The organism is Burkholderia sp. Bp8998 (genome assembly GCF_003854235.1).
In the GTDB taxonomy this organism is placed as follows: Bacteria; Pseudomonadota; Gammaproteobacteria; order Burkholderiales; family Burkholderiaceae; genus Burkholderia.
Map to the genome: position 1 here is coordinate 47,483 of NZ_QTQF01000018.1, position 19,471 is coordinate 66,953.

Consider the following 19,471-nt stretch of genomic DNA (forward strand, 5'->3'; position numbering starts at 1 on the left):
ACCATGAAGGAGCAGGCGGCGGCACCGCCCGCAGGCGGCGCGCCGCGCGGCGGCCCGGGCATCGATGCGGAGCCCTATGACACAATAGGCGATCCGCATCGCCAGGAAGCCTCGTCCGTGAAGCGCCGCCTGTTCATCCTCGTCGTGCTTGCCGCCGCGCTCGCGGCGGCGTGCGCGCTGACGTGGACCGTCACGTGGCAGCGCGGCGTCGCCGAACTGCAGCGCAACGCCGCGGTGCGCGTCGACCGCACCACCAACGCGCTCAAGAGCACGCTCGATCGCTACGAATCGCTGCCCTATCTGCTGGGCAGCCATCCGTACGTGCTGGACCTGCTCGCCGAGCCGAAGCGCGCCGATTTCACCGCGCGCGCGAACCGCTATCTCGAAGACCTCAACGAACACGCACACGCGACCGTCACCTACGTGATCGGTGCGGACGGTCTGTGCGTCGCCGCCAGCAACTGGCGCGCGCCCGACAGCTTCGTCGGGATCGGATACCAGTTTCGTCCGTATTTCATCGACGCGATGAACGGCCGGGTCGGCCGCTTCTTCGCGATCGGCACGATCTCGCGCGATCCCGGCTACTACATTTCGCAGCCGGTATGGCGCGACGGCAGGATCGCGGGCGTCGTCGTCGTGAAGCTCAATCTCGAATGGTTCCAGGGCGCCGATGCGTCCGAGCCGCTCGTCGTCGCGGACGATCACGGCGTCGTGTTCCTGTCGTCCGTGCCCGCATGGAAGTATCACACGCTGCATCCGCTGACGGGGCCCGTCGCCGCGTCGATCTACGAGACGCGCCAGTATGCGCAGCAGCCCGTCACGCCGTTGCCGCTGCGCGTCGAGCAGGTGCTCGGCCCCGACGCGGAGATCGTACGCCTAGGCGCCGGGCGGCGCGCGCCGCGCTTTCTCGCGAGCAAGCGCCGGATCGGCGAGCCCGACTGGCTGCTCGTCACGCTCGCGCCGATCGCGCCCATCGACGCCGACGCGCGCAACGCGACGATCGTCACCGGCTTCGGCTTCGTGTCGGTCGCGTTGCTCGCGTTCTACTGGCGCATGCGCCGCGCACGCGTGCGCGAGATGATCCGCGGCCGTGCGCTGCTGCAGCAGGCGTACGCGGAGCTGAACCGGCGCGTCGAGGAACGCACGGCCGACCTGTCGGAAGCGAACGCGCAATTGCAGAAGGAAGTCGGCGACCGGATTCGCGCGGAACAGGAATTGCGCGCCGCGCACGACGAACTGATCCAGGCGAGCAAGCTCGCCGCGCTCGGCCAGATGGCGGCCGGCATCACGCACGAACTGAACCAGCCGCTCGCGGCATTGCGCAGCTTCTCGGACAACACGCGCGTGCTGCTCGATCGCGGCGAGCAGGCGGCCGCGCGCGAGAATCTCGAGGCGATCGCCGCGCTGACCGAGCGGATGGGCAAGATCACCAACCAGCTGAAGCTGTTCGTCGGCCGCGCGAAGCCGCGCAACGAACAGGCGCTCGTCGTGCGCGCGCTGCGCAGCGTGCTGGCGCTGCTCGGCGACCGGCTGCGCGGCGTCGCGCTCACGCTGACCCTGCAGGATGCGACCGTGTCGCCCGCGCAGGACGCGCCGCTCGACCTGGCGCGCGATTATCCGGAGCTCGTCGCCCGCTGCGAGGACCTGCGCCTTGAACAGGTGCTGATCAACCTGCTCGGCAACGCGCTCGACGCGGTCGCGGGCGTCGCGGCGCCGGCGATCGAAGTGACGATCGCGGTGTCGGTCGCGACGCTTGCGGTCGAGGTGCGCGACAACGGTTCCGGCATCGCGCCCGATCTGCTGCCGCGGCTGTTCGAACCGTTCTTCACGACCAAGGAAATGGGGCGCGGGCTCGGGCTCGGCCTCGCGATCTCGTCGTCGATCGCGAGCGACGCGGGCGGCGCGCTGACCGCGCGCAATGCGCCGTCCGGCGGCGCGTCGTTCGTCTTGACGCTGCGGCGCGCGCGCACGCATCATCCGGACTCCATGTCCGAGCCGGCGGGCTCGCATTAGTCCGCCCTCAGGCCCGGCCGGCGAACGACCGGTATCAACGAGAGCCGCGCGCCAGCGCCGCGCGGCCCGCCAGGAGCAAGTGACTACGATGGCCAACCGGCTGCAAGTGATCTATATCGAAGACGATGCGCTCGTTCGCCGGGCGAGCGTGCAGAGCCTCCAGCTCGCGGGGTTCGACGTCGTCGGGTTCGAGTCGGCCGAGGCGGCCGACAAGGCGATCGTCGCGGAAACCGCCGGCGCGATCGTCAGCGACATCCGGCTGCCCGGCGCGAGCGGGCTGGACCTGCTCGCGCAGTGCCGCGAGCGCGTGCCCGACGTGCCGGTGATCCTCGTCACCGGCCACGGCGACATCTCGATGGCCGTGCAGGCGATGCGCGACGGCGCGTACGACTTCATCGAAAAGCCGTTCGCGGCCGAGCGGCTGATCGAGACGGTACGCCGCGCGCTCGAGCGGCGCGAGCTCGTGCTCGAGAACCATGCGCTGCGGCGCGAGCTCGCCGGGCAGAACATCGTCGCGCCGCGCATCATCGGCCGCAGCCCGGCGATCGAACAGGTGCGCAAGCTGATCGCGAACGTCGCGCCGACCGACGCATCGGTGCTGATCAACGGCGACACGGGCGCCGGCAAGGAGCTGATCGCGCGCAGCCTGCACGAGCTGTCGCCGCGTCGCGACAAGCCGTTCATCGCGGTGAACTGCGGCGCGCTGCCCGAGCCGATGTTCGAGTCGGAGATGTTCGGCTACGAGCCCGGCGCGTTTACCGGTGCCGCGAAGCGCCGCGTCGGCAAGCTCGAATATGCGTCCGGCGGCACGCTGTTCCTCGACGAAATCGAGAGCATGCCGCTCGCGCTGCAGGTGAAGCTGCTGCGCGTGCTGCAGGACGGCGTGCTCGAGCGGCTCGGCTCGAACCAGCCGATCCGCGTGAACTGCCGCGTGGTCGCGGCCGCGAAGGGCGACATGAGCGAACTCGTCGCGGCCGGCACGTTCCGGCGCGACCTGCTGTACCGCCTCAACGTCGTGACGATCGCGCTGCCGCCGCTCGCCGAGCGTCGCGAGGACATCGTGCCGCTGTTCGAGCACTTCATGCTCGACGCGGCCGTGCGCTACGCGCGGCCGGCCCCGGTGCTGACCGACCGGCAGCGCGCGAGCCTGATGCAGCGCGACTGGCCCGGCAACGTGCGCGAGCTGCGCAACGCGGCCGACCGCTTCGTGCTCGGCGTCGCCGACATGCCGCAGGAAGCCGGTGCAAGCGGCGACGATGCCGAGAGCGACCAGACGCTGAAGGAGCGCATCGAGCAGTTCGAGCGCGCGGTCATCGCCGAGGCGCTGAACCAGACGGGCGGCGCGGTCGCCGCGACGGCCGACCGGCTGCACGTCGGCAAGGCGACGCTGTACGAGAAGATGAAGCGCTACGGGTTGTCGGCGAAAGGCGAAACCGAGCGCTGAAAATGAAACGGACCGCGGAACCGGGCTGGCCGGTCGTGCGATCCGTGATGCGGAGCAGGGCGCGGCGGCCGGCCCTGCGAGTCTTGCCGGGCGGCGTTCAGGCCGCGTTGCTGTCGAGCGCCTTCTTGAGCAGCGCGTCGAGTTCCGCGAATTGCGGGGCGCCGACGTAGCGCTTCAGGATCTTGCCGTCCTTGTCGACGACGAAGGTCGTCGGCGTGAGCTGCACGTTGCCGAACTGCTTCGCGACGCTGCCGTCGTCGAGCGCGACCTTGAACGGCAACTGGCGCGTCTGCGCGTAGTTCGCGACGTACATCGGCGGATCGTAGTTCATCGCGACCGCGACGAATTCCAGCCCCTGGCCCTTGAAGCGATTGTAGGTATCGACCATCTGCGGCATTTCCTGCATGCAGGTGGCGCAACTCGTCGCCCAGAAATTGACGAGGTAGACCTTGCCCTTCAGATCGCCGGCCGTCGACACCTTCTGGCCCGACAGCAGCGTGAACGTGGCGTCCGGCACGGTGGACTTGCCGTTGAACGCGAAGAAGCCGGCAACGGCGATGGCCGCGACGACGACGGCCGCGACGATATAGCGGACGGGGCCGGTGCGGCGCTGGGCGGGAGGCGTGGTGTTCATCTGCGGTGCTCTCGGAGTCGGTCGATGACGCGGATCGATGCAAAGGACGTCGAAATTCGGCGGTTATTTTAGCGCGAATGCGGCGCACGCACCGGCGGCCGCGACACATCCCGGGTGTCAGCTTCGGCGGATAATGGGCGTTTTGCCTGTCCCCATCACTGCCATGCCGAAGGAAGTCATCGATTCGTTGCGCCCCCTTTTTCGTCCGCTGCGACACTTCGCCGCGCTCGTGTGCGTGAGCGCGGCGCTGGCCGCGTGCTCGCCGTCATATGACTGGCGTACGCTGCACAACGACGCCGGCTACACGATCGACCTGCCGGCGAAGCCGACCGTGGAGGACCAGCCGGTGGCGGTCGGCGGCGCGTCGATGCCGATGCGGATGCAGGCCGCGCACGTCGACGGCGCGGTATTCGCGGTCGGCACGCTGACGCTGCCCGACGACCGCGACGACACGCGCCGCGCGGCGCTCGAGTTCCTGCGGTCCGGGCTGTCGCGCAATCTCGACGGCGTGCCGCAGACGGCCTCGGTGCCGGTGCCGCTCGCGGCCGGCGGTGCGGTGAACGGGCTCGAGCTGCGCATCGCGGGTGCGGCCAGCGGCGGCGACCACTCGCACAAGACGATCGTCGCGCGGCTCGTGGCGCGCGGCCGGCATGCGTACCAGGCTGTCGCGATCGCCGACGGATCGCTTGCGCAGGAACAGCTCGACCAGTTTTTCGGCTCGTTCAAACTCGACTGACAGCGGCCGGCGAGGACGCTTGGACCTGCTGTGACAATTGAAGGTTCATTCGCAGCTTTCGACGCTAATCGCCGGATTTTGCGGGGATTTTTCGACTGTCCACAGCACATGTGGATAACTTTGTTGAAAAGTTGACCGAATCTCCCGCAAAGCCGCGCCGGACGGCCTTCCGGCGCATTTGACAGTCTGCGCTCCGTTTGGGAAAAATCAATAAAAACAAAGGGATGCGAATTTCGTGATGAAAGGGCGCCCGCGCATGGTAATCAGGGGCCGGATTCGTGAAATTGTGCATAAGTCAAGTCTTGACAGTCATATTTTGTCCTCCGACGGCGGTCACAGCGCCGTGAGCGCACGCCGGTAACGGATCGCCTCGGCGATCTGCGCGGCTGTCGGCAACGGGTCGCCGGCCAGGTCGGCGATCGTCCGCGCTACCTTCAGCACGCGGAAATACGCGCGCGCCGACCAGCCGAAGCGCTCGCCGGCCTCGCGCAGCAGCCGCTCGCCGTCGTCGGTCGGCCGGCACAGGTCGTCGGTCTCGCGCCCGCTCAGCATGTGGTTCGTCTTGCCCTGCCGGCCGAGTTGCAGCGCACGCGCCTGCGCGACCCGTGCGGCGACCGCGGCGCTCGGCTCGCCGGGCGCCTTCGCGCGCGACGCGAGTTCGGCTGGCGACAGCGCGGGCAGGTCGATCTGGATGTCGATCCGGTCGAGCAGCGGCCCCGACAGCTTGCGTAGATAGCGCGCGGCGACGTCCGGTGTGCAGCGGCAGCGCCCGGACGGATCGCCATGCCAGCCGCACGGGCACGGATTCATCGCGGCGATCAGCTGGCACGCGGCGGGGAAGTCGGCCTGCTGCGCCGCGCGCGAGATCGTGATGCGGCCGACTTCCAGCGGCTCGCGCAGCATTTCCAGCACATGCCGGTCGAATTCGGGCAGTTCGTCGAGAAACAGCACGCCGAGGTGCGCGAGCGTGATCTCGCCCGGTTGCGGCGGGTTGCGGCCGCCGACCAGCGCGGCGGCGCTCGACGAGTGGTGCGGCGAGCGGAACGGGCGCCGCCGCCACTGCGCCGGCGAGAAGCCGATGCGGCTCGCGGAAAGGAGCGCCGCCGACGTCAGCGCCTCGTCGTCGGTCAGCGGCGGCAGGAGGCCGGGCAGCCGCGCGGCCAGCATCGACTTGCCCGCGCCGGGCGGCCCGATCATCAGCATGTGGTGCCCGCCCGCGGCGGCGACTTCGAGCGCGCGCCGGGCGCCGCGCTGGCCGACGACGTCCGCGAGATCGGGTGCCGCCGGCACCGGCACGCCGTCGAGGCAGGGCGCCGCGATCGGCGCGAGCCGGGCATCCGGCGCATCGGCCAGGTGCGCACACAGCGCGGGCAGGTCGGGCGCGCCGAACACGGTGACCCCCGGCACCAGCGCGGCCTCGGCCGCACTGTCGAGCGGCAGGTACAGCTCGGGTGGGTGCGACAGGGCGGTCGCGCCGGATATCGCGTCGCAATCGAGGCCGGAACGGCGGCTGGAATCAAGACCGGAGCCGAGCCCGGAGCCGAGGCTCGCTCCGGCCACCCGCTCGCGCCAGTCGCGTGCCGCACCGCACGCCATCGCGAACGCGCCGCGCATCGGCCGTAGCGCGCCGGTCAGCGACAGTTCGCCCGCGAATTCGCGGCCGGCCAGCGCGTCGGCCGGGAGTTGACCGTTCGCGGCGAGGATGCCGAGCGCGATCGGCAGGTCGAAGCGGCCCGACTCCTTCGGCAGGTCGGCCGGCGCGAGATTGACGGTGATGCGCCTGACGGGGAAGTCGAATCCGCAGTTCTGCAGCGCGGCGCGCACACGCTCGCGGCTTTCGCGGACTTCGAGATCGGGCAGGCCGACGATCGAGAACGACGGCAACCCGTTGGCGAGATGGACTTCGACGGTGACGTCCGGCGCGCGGCCGGCCGCCGGCGCGCGACTGCGCACCACGGCGAGCGACATGGCGAGGCTCCTGTAAATGAATCGGACGGGCAACGGCCGTTCGGGGCCGCATGCCGCGGAATCGGAGGAATCGGTGCGCGCGTGCCGGCGTGGCGCGGGAAAGAACGAGGAACGACGAACAGCGAAGAGCGAAGAGCGAAGAGCGAAGAGCGAAGAGCGAAGAGCGAGGAACAGCGAAGAGCGGGGGACTGCGAAGAACGACGGAACGACTGACTGGCTGGCTGACTTCCGGGTGTCAGGCGCGGGCCGCACATGGCGGCCCGCGCCTGGACCTGTCGGTCGGGTGGGGCGTCAGGCCTGGGACGCCGCGAGCTTCTGCTCGAGTTCCGCGACGCGCTTCTCGAGTTCCTCGAGACGCACGCGGGTGCGGGCGAGCACCTGTGCCTGCGTGTCGAACTCCTCGCGCGTGACGAGATCGAGCTTCGAGAAGCCTTGCGACAGCATGGCCTTCACGTTGCGCTCGACATCCTTGGCCGGCGAGTTTTTCAGCAGATCGCTGACGCGCGACTGCAGGTCGTTGAAAACATCGCTGGGTTGCTTCATGAGATTTCCCTTCCTTGCACAAAAAATGTGCATCTTCAGTTGCGTACACGCCCATGATGCACGCATGACCGGAAATGGTGCGCCCGCGGCGCGAATTCCGGGCATGGCGCCCGCATGGGTGAATGGCCCGGTGAGCCGGGACGTGCGAGCACTCTAGCAACGATCCTTTCGACGCGCCAGCAAACCTGGGCCACGTTGGCCATTCGGCCGGGCTTCCGCACCTTTCAACGTGCGATGCGTCCCCGTTTAATGGCCATTCGAGACGGTGCTCGCACGAACATGGCATGCGAGTTGCTGAGAAGATGCCGTTACACCATTCCAACCAATTCGACGGGATCACCCAGCGAGAGGACTTCATGAAACTGATTACCGCAATCATCAAGCCGTTCAAGCTCGATGAGACGCGCGAAGCGCTCTCCGCGCTCGGCGTCTCCGGCATCACGGTGACGGAGGTGAAAGGGTTCGGGCGCCAGAAGGGGCACACCGAGCTGTACCGGGGTGCCGAATACGTGGTCGATTTCCTGCCGAAGATGAAGATCGAGGCGGCCGTATCCGACGATCTCGTCGACCAGGCGGTCGAGGCGATCGAGCGGGCCGCGCGCACCGGCAAGATCGGCGACGGGAAGATCTTCGTCACGCCGATCGAGCAGGTGATCCGGATCCGGACCGGGGAGACCGGCGCAGACGCGCTGTAACAGACAAAGACAAGCGACAAGAGGAAACCCGAGATGCGCAAACTTCTGATGTCCCTGCTGATGGCAGGCTCGCTGATCGCGGCCGGCGTCGGCCCCGCGCTCGCCGACGACGCGGCCTCCGCCGCGGCTGCGTCCGCGCCCGCCGCCGCGGCTTCCGATGCATCGGCTGCCGCCGCGCCCGCCGCTTCGGCGCCGGCTGCCACCGACGCTTCGGCGCCTGCCGCTGCTACCGCACCCGCTTCGGGCGCCGCGGACGCATCGGCTGCCGCCGCCGCGTCCGCGCCGGCCGCACCCGCCGCACCGACCGAGCCGTTCTCGGTCGATTCGTCGAAGATCAGCGCCGGCGACACCGCGTGGATGCTGACCTCCACCGCGCTCGTGCTGTTCATGACGATCCCCGGCCTCGCGCTGTTCTACGCGGGCATGGTCCGCAAGAAGAACGTGCTCGCGACCGTGATGCAGAGCTTCGCGATCACCGCGGTGATCACGGTGCTGTGGACGGTGGTCGGCTACAGCCTCGCGTTCACGCCGGGCAACGGCTTCATCGGCGGCCTGTCGCGCGCGTTCCTGCACGGGATGACCTACGTGAAGGGCGACAAGGCGACCACGCTGACCGTCAGCCACCTGGCGACGACGATCCCGGAGTCGGTCTACTTCGTGTACCAGATGACGTTCGCGATCATCACGCCGGCGCTGATCTGCGGCGCGTTCGCCGACCGGATGAAGTTCTCGGCGATGCTCGTGTTCATGACGCTCTGGTCGCTGATCGTCTATGTGCCGATCGCGCACATGGTGTGGGAGCCGACCGGCTGGCTGTCGGCGGACGGCGTGCTCGACTTCGCGGGCGGCACCGTCGTGCACATCAACGCCGGTATCGCGGGCCTCGTGTCGTGCCTGATGCTCGGCAAGCGCGTCGGCTTCGGTCGTGAATCGATGGCGCCGCACAACCTCGTGCTGACGATGATCGGCGGCTCGATGCTGTGGGTCGGCTGGTTCGGCTTCAACGCGGGTTCCGCGGTCGCGGCCGACGGCCGTGCCGGCTTCGCGATGCTGACGACGCAAGTCGCAACCGCCTGCGCGGCGCTCGGCTGGATGTTCGCCGAGTGGATCTCGCACGGCAAGCCGTCGGTGCTCGGCATCGTGTCGGGCGCGGTCGCGGGCCTCGTCGCGATCACGCCGGCCGCCGGCTTCGTCGGCGTGACGGGTGCACTCGTGATCGGCATCGCGGCCGGCGTCGTGTGCTTCTGGTCGGCGACGTGGCTCAAGTCGAAGCTCGGCTACGACGATTCGCTCGATGCATTCGGCGTGCACGGCGTGGGCGGGGTTCTCGGCGCGCTGCTGACCGGTGTGTTCGCGATCAAGGACATCGGCGGCGCCGACGGCAGCCTGCTGCTGCAGGCCAAGGGCGTGCTGATCACGCTGGTGTACAGCGGCGTGCTGAGCTTCGTGCTGCTGAAGCTGATCGACCTGACGATCGGCCTGCGCGTGACCGAAGAGGAAGAGCGCGAAGGCCTCGACGTGGTGCTGCACGGCGAGCACGTCGAATAAGTCGTACGGATGACGGCGGGCCGCCGCGCAGACGGCGCCCGTCACGAATGAGCGCAGCGACTTCGGCCCGCCCACCCGGCGGGCTTTTTTTCTCCAGCCTTCCGCGGCCGTAGCGCATAACCCTTCGATCTATCGGGTCAATAGCCGAAAACTTCCTTCAAATCCTTGTGAAGCCGGGAACAATCCCCAAATGGGCAAGGCAATTGCTCTACAATCTTCATTCTCCCGCTCGCGAGTGATTCATGGTTCCCCACCTCGTTACCGCGTTGAACGGTCCGCTGCTCGAGCTCGAGCAGAAGATCCTCGACGCGACGCCTGCGATCGAACGCTGGTTCAGGCTCGAATGGCAGGAACACACCCCGCCGTTCTATTGTTCGGTGGACCTGCGCAACGCCGGTTTCAAACTGGCGCCCGTCGACGCGAACCTGTTCCCCGGCGCGTTCAATAATCTGCCGTCCGAAGTGCTGCCGCTCGCCGTCCAGGCCGCGATGGCGGCGATCGAGAAGATCTGCCCGGACGCGAAGAACCTGCTCGTGATTCCCGAGCTGCCGACCCGCAACGCGTTCTACCTGGAAAACGTCGCGCGGCTCGCGACGATCATGCGCCAGGCCGGCCTGAACGTGCGCTTCGGCTCGCTCGACCCCAGCATCACCGACATGACGCCGATCACGCTGGCCGACGGCCAGAAGATCGTGCTCGAACCGCTCGAGCGTTCGCAGCGCCGCCTCGGCCTGAAGAATTTCGATCCGTGCTCGATCCTGCTGAACAACGACCTGTCGGCCGGGATTCCCGCCGTGCTGGAAAACCTGCACGAGCAGTACCTGCTGCCGCCGCTGCACGCGGGCTGGGCCGTGCGCCGCAAGTCGACGCACTTCTCGTGCTACGACGACGTCGCCAAGAAGTTCGCGAAGATGGTCGGCGTCGATCCGTGGATGGTGAATCCGTATTTCGCGCATGTCGAAGGCGTCGACTGGCAGGCGCATGAAGGCGAGCAGGCGCTCGCCGACGCGATCGACGGCGTGCTGAAGAAGATCGCGCGCAAGTACCGCGAATACGGGATCAGCGAGAAGCCGTACGTCGTCGTGAAGGCCGACGCGGGCACCGCCGGGCGCGGCGTGATGACCGTGCACGACGCGGCCGAGATCGGCCGCATGTCGAAGGCCGAGCGCGCGCAGATGGCCGAGTCGAAGGCCGGCCTCGCGGTGCGCGACGTGATCGTGCAGGAAGGCGTCTATACGTTCGAGCGCGTCGGCGACGAAGTCGCGGAACCGGTCGTGTACATGATCGACCGCTACGTGGTCGGCGGTTTCTACCGCACGCACGGCGGCCGCGAGCGCGACCAGAACCTGAACGCGCCCGGCATGCACTACGTGCCGCTCGGCTTCGAGCACACGGCGCTGCCGGATGCCGGCGCGAAGCCGGGTGCCGCGCCGCCGAACCGTTTCTACATGTATGGCGTCGTCGCGCGCCTGTCGCTGATCGCGTCGTCGATCGAACTGGAAAAGACCGATCCCGAAGCCATCCAGGTGTAACGGCTTCGCTACGTACAGGACCCGCATGGACATTCTCTTTATCGCCGACCCGCTCGAGCGCTTCAAGATCTACAAGGATTCGACCTACGCGATGATGGCGGAGGCGGCGCGGCGCGGGCATGCGGTGTATGCGTGCCAGCCGCACCAGCTCGCTTGGACGGGCTCGGGCGTCGAGGCGGACGTGCAGCGCGTGACGATCGTCGGCGACACGGCCGACCTGCATCGCCACCCGTGGTACGAGGCGGCCGCGCACGAATCGCGTCAGCTGACGTCGTTCGGCGCGGTGCTGATGCGCAAGGATCCGCCGTTCGACATGGAGTATGTGACGGCCACCTGGATGCTCGAGCTTGCCGAGCGGGCCGGCGCACGCGTGTTCAACAAGCCGCAGTCGATCCGCGATCACTCGGAGAAGCTGGCGATCGGCGAGTTTCCGCAGTTCGTCGCGCCGACGCTCGTCACGCGCGACGCCGCGCGCTTGCGTGCGTTCCACGCCGAGCATGGCGACGTGATCGTGAAGCCGCTCGACGGGATGGGCGGGATGGGCGTGTTCCGCGTGAAGGCCGACGGGATGAATCTCGGTGCGATCATCGAGATGCTCGGCCATGACGGCACGCGCTCGCTGATGATCCAGAAGTTCATTCCCGAGATCAAGGCGGGCGACAAACGCATTCTGCTGATCGCGGGCGAGCCGGTGCCGTATTCGCTCGCGCGGATTCCGCAGGGCAGCGAGGTGCGTGGCAATCTGGCCGCGGGCGGGCTCGGCGTCGCGCAGCCGCTGACGCCGCGCGACCGCGAGATCGCCGAGACGCTCGGGCCCGTGCTCGCCGCGCGCGGCCTGCTGCTGGTCGGGCTCGACGCGATCGGCGACTGGCTGACCGAGGTGAACGTGACGAGCCCGACGTGCTTCCGCGAAATCATGGAGCAGACGGGTTTCGACGTCGCCGCGATGTTCATCGACGCGCTGGAGCGGGCGGCCGCGTAGCCCGCTTCCCGCGCAACCCCGGCGGCGGCCGCGCAGGTCCCCCGTCGCCGGAGCGGTTCGACCGGCCTGCTACAATGCCCGCTTGCCCGGTGCCGCGACCAGCGCGCCGAAGGCCCGGCGGTCGGGCCGAAACCGTTGCAAGGTTGAACATGAAACGATTCCCACACTCGCTATGCTCGTTGCCCCGCTGCGGGGCGTCGGCCCGCCAGGGGCGGCCGGGGGCAGTCTGACATGGCCGGGATTCTGATCATCGCGCACGCGCCGCTCGCCACCGCGCTGCGGGACTGCATCGCGCACATCTACGGCGGCGTGCCCGCGCGCATCGGCTGCATCGACGTGCTGGCGGACAGCGACCCCACCCAGGTGATGGCGTTCGCGCACGCGGAGCTTGCGCGGCTCAGGGAAGAGAACGGCGTCGTCGTGCTGACCGACATGTACGGCGCGACGCCCGCGAACATCGCGGGCCAGCTCGCGAAACTCGACAACGTGCGCGTGCTGGCGGGCGTGAACCTGCCGATGCTGGTGCGCGCCGTCTGCTACCGTACCGTGCCGCTCGACAAGCTCGTCGACAAGGCGCTGTCCGGCGGCGCGAAGGGCGTCCACGAGGTGTCGGCCGGCACGCCACCGCCGCCGTCGGAAACCGGCTGCGGCCAGTGCGCGCCGATTCCGCCCGAGCCGCAACCGCGCACCGAATCGCACTGACCGTCCCGTTTTCCGTTTTAGACCGACCCGCCGACGCACGTCGCCGGCGACCTCGACCGACCCGACCGAGAATCATGCTTCAACAAGAAACCACCATCGTCAACAAATTGGGGCTCCATGCACGCGCTTCGGCCAAGCTTACGCAACTGGCCGGCAACTTCCAGTCGGAAGTCTGGATGACGCGCAACGGACGCAAGATCAACGCAAAGAGCATCATGGGCGTGATGATGCTCGCGGCGGGCATCGGCAGCAGCGTGACGATCGAGACCGAAGGTCCCGACGAGCGCGAGGCGATGGACGCGCTGCTCAAGCTGATCGCGGACAAGTTCGGCGAAGGTCAGTGATCCGGGCCTCCCCGGGATCGTTGCCATTTCGAAGCAGAATGCCGCGTTTGTCGCGGCATTTTTTTCGTCCGCAGCATTGATGCGGAAACTGCAATGTTGCGCTGCATGCAGTCAGCACGGAGGTGCGGAATTTATAATCGCTAACCGGGGTCATAAGCGCATCGCAGCAGTGTGCCGCGGCTTTACATGTACAGAGGAGGTGCGCGTGTCCTTCACGCTGCATGGCATTCCCGTCTCACGTGGTATCGCGATCGGGCGAGCGTATCTGATCGCGCCGGCGGCGCTCGACGTCGCCCATTACCTGGTCGAGGCGAACCAGATCGACGCCGAGGTCGCGCGTTTCAATACGGCGCGCGAGGTCGTGCATCGCGAACTCGAGGCGCTGCGCGCCGATCTGACGGACGACACCCCGACCGAAGTGGGCGCGTTCATCGACGTGCACGCGATGATCCTGAGCGACGCGATGCTCGTGCAGGAAACCATCGACCTGGTCCGCACGCGCCGCTACAACGTCGAATGGGCGTTGACCGAGCAGCTCGAACTGCTCACGCGCCACTTCGACGACATCGAGGATGAATACCTGCGCGAGCGCAAGGCCGACATCGAACAGGTGGTCGAGCGTGTGCTGAAGGCGCTCGCCGGTGCGCCGTCGGCGTCGCAGGCGCTCGATCGCGCGGCCGCGCATGGCCAGAACGAGATGATCGTCGTCGCACACGACATCGCGCCGGCCGACATGATGCAGTTCAAGTCGCAGTCGTTCCAGGCGTTCGTCACCGATCTCGGCGGCCGCACGTCGCACACGGCGATCGTCGCGCGCAGCCTCGGCATTCCGGCCGCGGTCGGCGTCCAGCATGCGAGTTCGCTGATCCGCCAGAACGACCTGATCATCGTCGACGGCGACCAGGGGATCGTGATCGTCGATCCCGCGCCGATCGTCCTCGAGGAATATTCGTACCGCCAGTCCGAGAAGCTGCTCGAGCAACGCAAGCTGCAGCGCCTGAAGTTCTCGCCGACGCAAACCCTGTGCGGCACGAAGATCGAGCTGTACGCGAACATCGAGCTGCCCGACGACGCGAAGGCGGCCGTCGAGGCCGGCGCGGTCGGCGTCGGGCTGTTCCGCTCCGAGTTCCTGTTCATGCATCAGAAGGAGATGCCGGAGGAGGAGGAGCAGTTCGCCGCATACAAGCGCGCGGTCGAGTGGATGAAGGGCATGCCGGTGACGATCCGCACGATCGACGTCGGCGCGGACAAGCCGCTCGAGGCGCTCGACGAAGCCTACGAGACGGCGCCGAACCCGGCGCTCGGCCTGCGTGCGATCCGCTGGAGCCTGTCGGAGCCGCAGATGTTCCTCACGCAGCTGCGCGCGATCCTGCGCGCGTCAGCGTTCGGGCAGGTGAAGATCCTGATCCCGATGCTCGCGCACGCGCAGGAGATCGACCAGACGCTCGACCTGATCCGCGAGGCGAAGCGCCAGCTCGACGACGCGGGGCTCGCTTACGATCCGAACGTGCGGATCGGCGCGATGATCGAGATCCCGGCCGCTGCGATCGCGCTGCCGCTGTTCCTGAAGCGCTTCGATTTCCTGTCGATCGGCACGAACGACCTGATCCAGTACACGCTCGCGATCGACCGCGCGGACAACGCGGTCGCGCACCTGTACGACCCGCTGCATCCGGCGGTGCTGCACCTGATCTCGTACACGCTGCGCGAGGCGAAGCGCGCGGGCGTGTCGGTGTCGGTATGCGGGGAAATGGCGGGCGATCCGGCGCTCACGCGCCTGTTGCTCGGGATGGGGCTCACCGAGTTCTCGATGCACCCGAGCCAGTTGCTGGTCGTGAAGCAGGAGATCCTGCGCGCACACCTGAAGGCGCTCGAGAAGCCGACGGCCGACGTGCTGGCCGCGTTCGAGCCGGAGGAAGTGCAGGCGGCGCTCAAGCGCCTGTCGGTCGCGGAACCGCGCGCGGACGCGGCCGCCTAGGCGGCGCGGCTGCGCTGCGGAACCGTCGCGCGTCGCGAAGGTAGCAAAGCGTCACGCATGCGCCGTTCGGCGCATGCATCCCGCGCGCGTCAGTGCCGGCCCTGGCACACAGGGCAGTCGGCCTGGCGCGCGATCTTCATCGTCGTCCATTCCATCCGCAGCGAATCGAGCATCATGAGCCGCCCGTTGAGCGTCGTGCCGATCGCGCCGATCACGCGCAGCGCTTCCGCGGCCTGCATCGCGCCGATGATCCCGACCGTCGGTGCGAACACGCCCATCGTCGCGCACGCGACTTCCTCGAACGGCTGGTCTTCCGGGAACACGCACGCGTAGCAGGGGGCGGCCGGGTCGCGGAAGTCGAACGTGCTGATCTGACCGTCGAAGCGCAGCGCGGCGCCCGATACGAGCGGTACGCCGTGCGCGACGCACGCGCGGTTGATCGCGTGGCGCGTCGCGAAGTTGTCGGTGCAGTCGAGCACGACGGTTGCCTGCGGAACGTGTTCGTCGAGCCATGCATCGTCGACGCGTGCCGCGACCGCATGCACGGTCACTTCCGGGTTCAGCTGCGCGAGTGCGTCGCGCCCGGATTCGACCTTGCTGCGGCCGACCGACGCCGTCACGTGCAGGATCTGCCGCTGCAGGTTCGTGAGGTCGACCGTGTCGGCGTCGACGAGCGTGATCGTGCCGACGCCGGATGCCGCGAGATACATCACGGCCGGCGAGCCGAGGCCGCCGGCGCCGACGACGATCGCATGCGCGTCGAGGAAGCGCTGCTGCGCCTCGATGCCGATTTCGTCCACGAGGATGTGGCGGGAGTAGCGAAGGAGTTGATCGTCGTTCATGGGGAAGGCGTGAGCGAGGCGGGACGTGCCGGATATCGGTCTATTCTAGGCGCACATGAAAAACGGGCCATCGCGGTCTTCCCGCGATGGCCCGTCGGATGCCGGCCGGCGCTTACTGCGGTGCCGACGCGGGCTTCGGTGCGGCCGCCTTCGCGCCCGACGCCTTCGCGGCGGACGCGGCCTTGCCGGCCGGACTCTTCGCCGTGCTCTCGGCGAGCAGCGACTTCGATTCCTGCACCGCCTTGCCCTCGAGCTTGTTGAGCGCCTGCTGCATCATGAAGTCGTCGGCGCTGCCGAACTCGATCGGCTTGCGATCGCGGTCCTTCTGGCGTTGCTCCGGCGTCTTCTTGTCGTTCTGCTCCTCGAGGACGCGCAGCTGGTCCATCCGGCGCTGCTCGCGCACTTCCTGTTCCTTCTTCTCGTTCGGATCCTGCGTGTTCGCGAGGTGGTTCGTGTAGTCGACCTCGCGCGTCACGAGCACGTCGTCCGGATCGCCGTCCGCATACTGATCGACCGGCACGTCGGGCGTGATGCCCTTGTTCTGGATCGAACGGCCGCTCGGCGTGTAGTAATAGGCGGTGGTCAGGCGCAGCGCGGTGTCGGCCGTCATCGGACGGACCGTCTGCACCGAGCCCTTGCCGAACGTCGTCTTGCCCATGATCTGCGCACGCTTCGAGTCCTGCAGCGCGCCGGCGACGATTTCCGACGCGGACGCCGAGTACGCGTTCGTCAGCACGACCATCGGCACGGTCTTGAAGATCGGCGGCAGGCTCTTCAGCGGATCTCCGTCGAAGGACGGCAGGCGGTAATTGTCGTAGGTATCGCGGTAGACCTGCTTCGAATCCGGGATCTGGCCGTTGGTCGACACGACGACGGAGTCGGCCGGCAGGAACGCGCCGGCGACGCCGACCGCGCTCTGCAGCAGGCCGCCGCCGTTGTTGCGCAGGTCGACGATCAGGCCCTTCAGGTTCGGCTGCTGGCGCGCGATGTCCTGGAGCTTCGCGGCGAGATCGGGCGTCGTGCGCTCCTGGAAGCTCGTGATCCGGATGTAGGCATAGCCCGGGTCGAGCAGCTTCATCTTCACGCTCTGGACCTTGATGATCGCGCGCGTGACCGTGATCGGGAACGTGCGGTCGTCGCTCTTGCGGAAGATCGTCAGCGTGACCTTGGTGCCCGGCTCGCCGCGCATCTGCTTGACGGCCTTGTCGAGCGTCATGCCGCGCACGGGCTTGTCGTTGATGCGCGTGATCAGGTCGCCCGGGCGGATGCCGGCGCGGAACGCGGGCGTGTCCTCGATCGGCGAGATCACCTTGACGAGGCCGTCTTCCTGCGAGATTTCGATGCCGAGACCCGCGAAGCGGCCCTTGGTCTGCTCCTGCAACTCGTCATAGTCGGTCTTGTCGAGGAACGACGAGTGCGGGTCGAGGCTCGACACCATGCCCTTGATCGCCGCCGTCAACAGCTTCTTGTCGTCGACCGGCTCGACGTACTCGCGCTTGATCTGGCCGAACACTTCCGCGAACAGGCGGAGCTGGTCGAGGGGAAGCGGTGCCGTGGCGGTCTGCTCGGCCGACGCCGAAACCTGCAGCGTGGCGAATACGCCCGTGGCGAGGCCCGCGGCAATCAGGCCGATGTTCTTCAATTTCATTCGCATAGAGAGTCTGGTGCGGTCGGGAAGCGCGTGGCGGTAGCGGGGATGTAGCGGACAAGTATAACTGTTCGTCCGATTACCCAGTGGAACGGTGCGAATTGGCCCCGGAGCCCCGGGTTCCGGCGGGTGCCGCCGGACGCGCAGTGGATTCGAAAGCGGATTCGACAGCGCCGGGGCCGCGAAGGTTCGCGCCGCGCGCCGGGGCGGCCGGGCAGGCCGCGCGCGAGGCGGCCTGCCCGGCTGGACGGGTATCAGCCCGCCTTGCCCTGCTTCGCGACGGCAGCCTGCGCCTTCGCGATCGCGTCCTGGTCGCCCAGGTAGTAGTGCGTGATCGGCTTCAGGTTCTCGTCGAGTTCATACACGAGCGGCACGCCGTTCGGAATGTTCAGGCCGACGATGTCGCTGTCCGAGATGCCGTCGAGGTACTTGATCAGCGCGCGCAGCGAGTTGCCGTGCGCGGCGATCAGCACCTGCTTGCCCGCCCGGACGGCCGGCGCGATCGACTCGTTCCACAGCGGCAGCACGCGCGCGACCGTGTCCTTCAGGCACTCGGTGAGCGGCAGTTGCTCGCGCGGCACCTTCGCGTAGCGCGGGTCGTTGAACGGCGCGCGCTCGTCGGTCGGCTCGAGTGCCGGCGGCGGCGTGTCATAGCTGCGGCGCCACACGAGCACCTGGTCGTCGCCGAACCTGGCGGCCGTTTCCGCCTTGTTCAGACCCGACAGCGCGCCGTAGTGGCGCTCGTTCAGGCGCCACGAGTGGACGACCGGCAGGTACATCAGGTCCATCTTGTCCTGCACGTGCCACAGCGTGCGGATCGCGCGCTTGAGCACCGACGTGTACGCGATGTCGAACGTGTAGCCGGCCTCCTTGAGCAATTCGCCGGCCTGGTAGGCCTCGTTGCGACCCTGTTCGGTGAGGTCGACGTCGACCCAGCCGGTGAAGCGGTTTTCCTTGTTCCACGTCGATTCGCCGTGGCGGATGAGAACGAGTTTGTACATGGATCTTGCGGTCGGTAGTGATAGGGAAGCGGGGCGCGTCGCGCGGTACCCGGTGCGGGTCCGCCATCGCGCAAGACGGTTATTTTATAATGACGGGATTGTCCTTTTCCGATTTCTCTTTTTCCGGCGGAATTCCGTGAAGTTCTTTACCGATTACACGAACCTGGCCCTTATCGCGATCCTGCTGGTTTCGGGCGGCCTGCTCGCATGGCCGGCCCTGCGTCGCGGCCGTGGCGGCCTGTCGGCCGCGGAGGCGACGCAGCTCATCAATCGCCGCAACGCGGTCGTGATCGACCTGCGTGCCGCGTCCGACTTCGCCGCCGGCCACCTGCCGTCGGCGCGCCAGGTCGCCGCCGGCGAGATCGGCACGAAAATCGCGCAGGTCGCGAAAAACAAGAGCACCCCCGTGCTGCTCGTCTGCCAGAACGGCCAGCAGTCGCAGAAGGCGGCGCGCGAGGTCGAGGCGGCAGGCTATGCCGAGGTACACGTGCTCGAGGGCGGCGTCGCCGCCTGGCAGCAGGCCGGGATGCCGGTCGTCAAACAAGGAGTGGCGAAGTGAGCAAGGTTTTGATGTACAGCACGCAGGTGTGTCCGTATTGCATTCAGGCCGAGCGCCTGCTGAAGCTGCGCGGCGTCGAGCAGATCGAAAAGGTGCTGATCGACCGCGATCCGGCCCGCCGTGAGGAAATGATGACGCGCACGGGCCGTCGCACGGTGCCGCAGATCTATATCGGCGACACGCACGTCGGCGGTTACGACGATCTGTCGAAGCTCGACCGCGAAGGCGGGCTCGCGCCGCTTCTGCAAGCGGCCTGATTAGGGCAGAATGGCCGCCGGCCGCGCCGCGGCTCGAGCGCGCAG

18 protein-coding genes are annotated in these 19,471 nt (G+C 67.8%); 12 read left to right on the top strand and 6 right to left on the bottom strand.

Annotated features, from left to right (window positions below; all coding sequences use genetic code 11):
* Positions 1-3: 3 nt before the first annotated feature.
* Both DIE06_RS18975 and DIE06_RS18980 read left to right on the top strand, forming a co-directional pair.
* The gene (locus tag DIE06_RS18975) at positions 4-2,013 is read left to right on the top strand and encodes an ATP-binding protein (protein WP_124662676.1); all 2,010 of its coding nucleotides are present in this window, start codon (positions 4-6) and stop codon (positions 2,011-2,013) included.
* 88 nt (positions 2,014-2,101) lie between these two features.
* The gene (locus DIE06_RS18980) at positions 2,102-3,457 is read left to right on the top strand and encodes a sigma-54 dependent transcriptional regulator (protein ID WP_124662750.1); all 1,356 of its coding nucleotides are present in this window, start codon (positions 2,102-2,104) and stop codon (positions 3,455-3,457) included.
* Between the two features lie 97 nt (positions 3,458-3,554).
* On the opposite strand, the gene DIE06_RS18985 is transcribed toward DIE06_RS18980, so the two are convergent.
* Positions 3,555-4,091, bottom strand: a complete 537-nt coding sequence (locus DIE06_RS18985) for a TlpA disulfide reductase family protein (RefSeq protein ID WP_124662677.1) — start codon at positions 4,089-4,091, stop codon at positions 3,555-3,557.
* 163 nt (positions 4,092-4,254) lie between these two features.
* Between DIE06_RS18985 and DIE06_RS18990 the strand changes: the two genes are divergently transcribed.
* A complete protein-coding gene (locus DIE06_RS18990) occupies positions 4,255-4,827 on the top strand; it encodes a hypothetical protein (protein ID WP_124662678.1) in 573 nt (190 codons plus the stop codon).
* A gap of 333 nt (positions 4,828-5,160) precedes the next feature.
* Here the strand turns inward: DIE06_RS18990 and DIE06_RS18995 are convergent, their stop codons facing one another.
* Together DIE06_RS18995 and DIE06_RS19000 are read right to left on the bottom strand one after the other, a co-directional pair.
* Entirely contained in the window at positions 5,161-6,795 is a 1,635-nt protein-coding gene (locus DIE06_RS18995; RefSeq protein WP_124662751.1) for a YifB family Mg chelatase-like AAA ATPase, read from the bottom strand.
* Between the two features lie 291 nt (positions 6,796-7,086).
* Positions 7,087-7,338: an accessory factor UbiK family protein gene (locus DIE06_RS19000; protein ID WP_006398174.1), complete on the bottom strand. Its 252-nt coding sequence runs from the start codon at positions 7,336-7,338 to the stop codon at positions 7,087-7,089.
* Positions 7,339-7,694: 356 nt separating this feature from the next.
* Here DIE06_RS19000 and DIE06_RS19005 point away from each other — a divergent pair, with 356 nt between their 5' ends.
* The 7 genes from DIE06_RS19005 (at position 7,695) to ptsP (ending at position 15,119) form a co-directional block, all read left to right on the top strand.
* Positions 7,695-8,033: a P-II family nitrogen regulator gene (locus DIE06_RS19005; protein WP_006398175.1), complete on the top strand. Its 339-nt coding sequence runs from the start codon at positions 7,695-7,697 to the stop codon at positions 8,031-8,033.
* Between the two features lie 33 nt (positions 8,034-8,066).
* Positions 8,067-9,581: an ammonium transporter gene (locus DIE06_RS19010; RefSeq protein ID WP_124662679.1), complete on the top strand. Its 1,515-nt coding sequence runs from the start codon at positions 8,067-8,069 to the stop codon at positions 9,579-9,581.
* A gap of 242 nt (positions 9,582-9,823) precedes the next feature.
* Positions 9,824-11,113 (top strand): glutamate--cysteine ligase, encoded by a 1,290-nt coding sequence (gene gshA, locus DIE06_RS19015; protein ID WP_044848231.1) that lies wholly within the window; start codon positions 9,824-9,826, stop codon positions 11,111-11,113.
* 25 nt (positions 11,114-11,138) lie between these two features.
* On the top strand, positions 11,139-12,095 hold the full coding sequence (gene gshB / locus DIE06_RS19020; RefSeq protein ID WP_124662680.1) for a glutathione synthase: 957 nt from the start codon (positions 11,139-11,141) through the stop codon (positions 12,093-12,095).
* 231 nt (positions 12,096-12,326) lie between these two features.
* Positions 12,327-12,797, top strand: a complete 471-nt coding sequence (locus DIE06_RS19025) for a PTS sugar transporter subunit IIA (protein WP_044848229.1) — start codon at positions 12,327-12,329, stop codon at positions 12,795-12,797.
* Between the two features lie 74 nt (positions 12,798-12,871).
* Positions 12,872-13,141 (top strand): HPr family phosphocarrier protein, encoded by a 270-nt coding sequence (locus DIE06_RS19030; protein ID WP_006752075.1) that lies wholly within the window; start codon positions 12,872-12,874, stop codon positions 13,139-13,141.
* A 205-nt stretch (positions 13,142-13,346) separates the two neighbouring features.
* Positions 13,347-15,119 carry a phosphoenolpyruvate--protein phosphotransferase gene (gene ptsP, locus DIE06_RS19035; RefSeq protein ID WP_124662681.1) on the top strand — a complete coding sequence of 591 codons (1,773 nt, stop codon included), beginning with the start codon at positions 13,347-13,349 and terminating at the stop codon, positions 15,117-15,119.
* 89 nt (positions 15,120-15,208) lie between these two features.
* On the opposite strand, the gene DIE06_RS19040 is transcribed toward ptsP, so the two are convergent.
* The 3 genes from DIE06_RS19040 to gpmA all read right to left on the bottom strand — a co-directional run bounded on the left by DIE06_RS19040 (position 15,209) and on the right by gpmA (position 18,610).
* On the bottom strand, positions 15,209-15,961 hold the full coding sequence (locus DIE06_RS19040; protein WP_124662682.1) for a HesA/MoeB/ThiF family protein: 753 nt from the start codon (positions 15,959-15,961) through the stop codon (positions 15,209-15,211).
* Positions 15,962-16,073: 112 nt separating this feature from the next.
* Positions 16,074-17,615 (bottom strand): S41 family peptidase, encoded by a 1,542-nt coding sequence (locus tag DIE06_RS19045; protein WP_124662683.1) that lies wholly within the window; start codon positions 17,613-17,615, stop codon positions 16,074-16,076.
* Positions 17,616-17,863: 248 nt separating this feature from the next.
* Positions 17,864-18,610 carry a 2,3-diphosphoglycerate-dependent phosphoglycerate mutase gene (gene gpmA, locus DIE06_RS19050; RefSeq protein WP_124662684.1) on the bottom strand — a complete coding sequence of 249 codons (747 nt, stop codon included), beginning with the start codon at positions 18,608-18,610 and terminating at the stop codon, positions 17,864-17,866.
* Positions 18,611-18,746: 136 nt separating this feature from the next.
* Between gpmA and DIE06_RS19055 the strand changes: the two genes are divergently transcribed.
* Positions 18,747-19,169 carry a rhodanese-like domain-containing protein gene (locus DIE06_RS19055; protein ID WP_124662685.1) on the top strand — a complete coding sequence of 141 codons (423 nt, stop codon included), beginning with the start codon at positions 18,747-18,749 and terminating at the stop codon, positions 19,167-19,169.
* Positions 19,166-19,426: a glutaredoxin 3 gene (gene grxC, locus DIE06_RS19060; RefSeq protein ID WP_124615792.1), complete on the top strand. Its 261-nt coding sequence runs from the start codon at positions 19,166-19,168 to the stop codon at positions 19,424-19,426. Before DIE06_RS19055 ends, grxC begins: the two co-directional genes overlap by 4 nt.
* Positions 19,427-19,471 lie beyond the last annotated feature (45 nt).

What these genes read in the sequence shown, in the direction of transcription:
- DIE06_RS19040 (WP_124662682.1), bottom strand. Translation starts at nt 15,961, where the DNA reads ATGAACGACGATCAACTCCTTCGCTACTCCCGCCACATCCTCGTGGAC.
- DIE06_RS19025 (WP_044848229.1), top strand. Translation starts at nt 12,327, where the DNA reads ATGGCCGGGATTCTGATCATCGCGCACGCGCCGCTCGCCACCGCGCTG.
- DIE06_RS19030 (WP_006752075.1), top strand. Translation starts at nt 12,872, where the DNA reads ATGCTTCAACAAGAAACCACCATCGTCAACAAATTGGGGCTCCATGCA.
- gshB (WP_124662680.1), top strand. Translation starts at nt 11,139, where the DNA reads ATGGACATTCTCTTTATCGCCGACCCGCTCGAGCGCTTCAAGATCTAC.
- DIE06_RS19010 (WP_124662679.1), top strand. Translation starts at nt 8,067, where the DNA reads ATGCGCAAACTTCTGATGTCCCTGCTGATGGCAGGCTCGCTGATCGCG.
- DIE06_RS18980 (WP_124662750.1), top strand. Translation starts at nt 2,102, where the DNA reads ATGGCCAACCGGCTGCAAGTGATCTATATCGAAGACGATGCGCTCGTT.
- DIE06_RS18995 (WP_124662751.1), bottom strand. Translation starts at nt 6,795, where the DNA reads ATGTCGCTCGCCGTGGTGCGCAGTCGCGCGCCGGCGGCCGGCCGCGCG.
- gshA (WP_044848231.1), top strand. Translation starts at nt 9,824, where the DNA reads ATGGTTCCCCACCTCGTTACCGCGTTGAACGGTCCGCTGCTCGAGCTC.
- gpmA (WP_124662684.1), bottom strand. Translation starts at nt 18,610, where the DNA reads ATGTACAAACTCGTTCTCATCCGCCACGGCGAATCGACGTGGAACAAG.
- DIE06_RS19005 (WP_006398175.1), top strand. Translation starts at nt 7,695, where the DNA reads ATGAAACTGATTACCGCAATCATCAAGCCGTTCAAGCTCGATGAGACG.
- DIE06_RS18990 (WP_124662678.1), top strand. Translation starts at nt 4,255, where the DNA reads ATGCCGAAGGAAGTCATCGATTCGTTGCGCCCCCTTTTTCGTCCGCTG.
- DIE06_RS18975 (WP_124662676.1), top strand. Translation starts at nt 4, where the DNA reads ATGAAGGAGCAGGCGGCGGCACCGCCCGCAGGCGGCGCGCCGCGCGGC.
- DIE06_RS19045 (WP_124662683.1), bottom strand. Translation starts at nt 17,615, where the DNA reads ATGCGAATGAAATTGAAGAACATCGGCCTGATTGCCGCGGGCCTCGCC.
- DIE06_RS19000 (WP_006398174.1), bottom strand. Translation starts at nt 7,338, where the DNA reads ATGAAGCAACCCAGCGATGTTTTCAACGACCTGCAGTCGCGCGTCAGC.
- DIE06_RS18985 (WP_124662677.1), bottom strand. Translation starts at nt 4,091, where the DNA reads ATGAACACCACGCCTCCCGCCCAGCGCCGCACCGGCCCCGTCCGCTAT.